2 protein-coding genes and 1 pseudogene are annotated in these 2,220 nt (G+C 48.7%); all 3 read left to right on the top strand.

What is annotated here, in order from left to right; genetic code table 11:
- Positions 1-190, top strand: a pseudogene (locus F3J08_RS16770) (HlyD family type I secretion periplasmic adaptor subunit); the annotation flags it as partial.
- A complete protein-coding gene (locus F3J08_RS16765; protein ID WP_166931894.1) occupies positions 187-894 on the top strand; it encodes a hypothetical protein in 708 nt (235 codons plus the stop codon). The pseudogene F3J08_RS16770 and the gene F3J08_RS16765, both read left to right, overlap by 4 nt.
- A gap of 14 nt (positions 895-908) precedes the next feature.
- Positions 909-2,220, top strand: a 1,312-nt coding sequence (locus F3J08_RS16760) for a hypothetical protein (protein WP_166931891.1), incomplete at its 3' end; no start/stop codon positions are given.

The following is a 2,220-nucleotide window of genomic DNA, read 5'->3' as shown; positions in this document are numbered from 1 at the left end:
GGGCGAGGGAAGCGGCTATGTCGCGCGGATCGCGCTCGATCGCCAGAACATCGAGACAGAGGCGGGAATGGCCCAGCTCAGGGCCGGTATGGCCATAACAGCAGGGATCGTCACAGGAAAACGACGCGTTATCTCCTACATCCTCTCCCCCATCCAGCGATACGCCCACAACGCAGGGAGGGAAAGGTGATGCACAAAAAGCCAATCTGCCGATCTGTATATCTAATTATCTGCGGTGCTTCTCTCATACAGCTCGCAGCGTGCTCCGATAAGAAAATAGACCCAACCGCGGCGTTTTTACTCGGATTTGTAGACCGGGCACACAGTCTCTCATTACTATCAGACCGTGATTTTAATGAAAAAACTTACATCTTAGATGATCTAAAACCGTACGATATCGATATGATCGCCCCCAAACATAATATTGAGGGTCATAGACAGAACAAAATCAGCGGCAGAGACATTTTCCATTATGCTTATTGGCTGACTCCTAAAGGTAAAGACCGCCTTGTATCTAATATATTAATCTCTCGCCTGACGGAGAGTAGAAAGGGGGAACTATCAACAATCAATGGCCTGCAGGTGCAGGTTGAAAATAATAATTGCTATAGTAAAGGTTTGAAAATAGATGATATAGTGAGATACTTCGGAAAAAAGCCGGATATTGTTAAGCTTGGGAAGGCGCCTCCACCTGATTATATGCCTATTCTCGAAGGTTCTCCAGGTATTCATTTAAGCTCTTGCTATAAATTTAGTAACGCTTATCCATATTCGATGGCGAGTGTACTATATAAAAAAGTAGACACTAAGAACTATTTGGTAATCACATTTTCAATGAATAAGTATGGGGTTGTCCATACGATATCGATCGACAATCAGTCGCATGAACGTTGAGCAGGAAATCCGAAATGTCTGATTCGAATACAAACTCCTCCCTAAATGCTGCCGGGAACCAATGGCTGGGTAATTTAAAACAAAACTTGGACGATGAAGCGATAAACCAATTAGATTCTGCAGTAAACTCATCAAAATTTCTTGCGGAAGAAATAAATGCTGCAGGAGAAGCCAATCTGGGGGTGAGTTTCGACAAAAATAGCGCTGGGATATTGTATAATTCAGGTGATAGAAAAGTTCACATTGGTTCCGATTTATCTGGCTGGGAGGCCCAGGGATTGACTGCAGCGCCGATAGCGCACGAACTGGCGCATGCTCTGCAGGTAAACGGCAATCCCGACAACGTTTCGGTGCCTGATCAAGGCATAGATGGCGCCCTAGAGAAAAGTCATACAGAGGAAGGTGTCGCGTATGCGGCGCAATATATTGTCGAGCAACAGGCGGGGCTTTCCGACGGGTTAATCAATACGAAGCAGCAATCGCTGACGTCCACCCTGTCTGCGTTTGCTCAGCAGAATGGCATCGATGTTTCCAACCTTGAATTTGATCCCAATCCACCCTCCGTTTCCGCCGATCAGCAACTGGCTTCTGTCGCTGGGGAATGGTCGGCCTTGGCAAATCCCTCGAATGCACCCAATCTGACATACGATCAATCGACTGTTGTGTGGCAGGTTATCGGGAAAAGCACAGACCCTAATAATCTCAACCTGCAAGCCGCGCAGCCATCAGGTGTCACCTATAGCAGGAACCAGGATGGGTCATACAGCTACTCCATAAACGTGCCGCTGAACGGCTCAGGACAAAATCCGACTATCTCGGCCTCAGGCACTGAGAGTGCGACAGGATCCATTTCAGGCCAGACCATGAATCTGAACGCCCCTCCAGCAAATATAAGCATCGATCCTGATGACACGATCGTCAATATCGACAATCTGCAGTCCCTGAATCTCGACGGTAGTGGTAATACCGTGACGACTGGCAGCAGTGGGACGATTACCCTGTCTGGGGCGAATGGCAACACACTCAATCCCGGCAGCAATGTCACGGTAAACATCAATCCCGGCTCGGACCACAACACGTTCAACATGGAAGGAACGGGAGACATCGTGAATGTCGGCGGCTCGAGCGAGAACTTCACCGGTTCGATCTGGGGAGCGAGCAAGGAGACGTTCACTTTTGGCGATAATGTCGGCAATGATACGCTGAACGGCAATGACGATACGGTGACGATGGGATCGGATACCGCCACGTCCCTTACAGGCACCGGCGATACGGTGACCAGCGGAGATGGTGGCTCTCTGAATCTTAGCAACGCCGATAACGACG

This window comes from Asaia sp. As-1742 (genome assembly GCF_011753235.1).
Lineage (GTDB): Bacteria > Pseudomonadota > Alphaproteobacteria > Acetobacterales > Acetobacteraceae > Asaia > Asaia bogorensis_B.
This window is presented reverse-complemented; position numbering and strand designations above follow the sequence as displayed.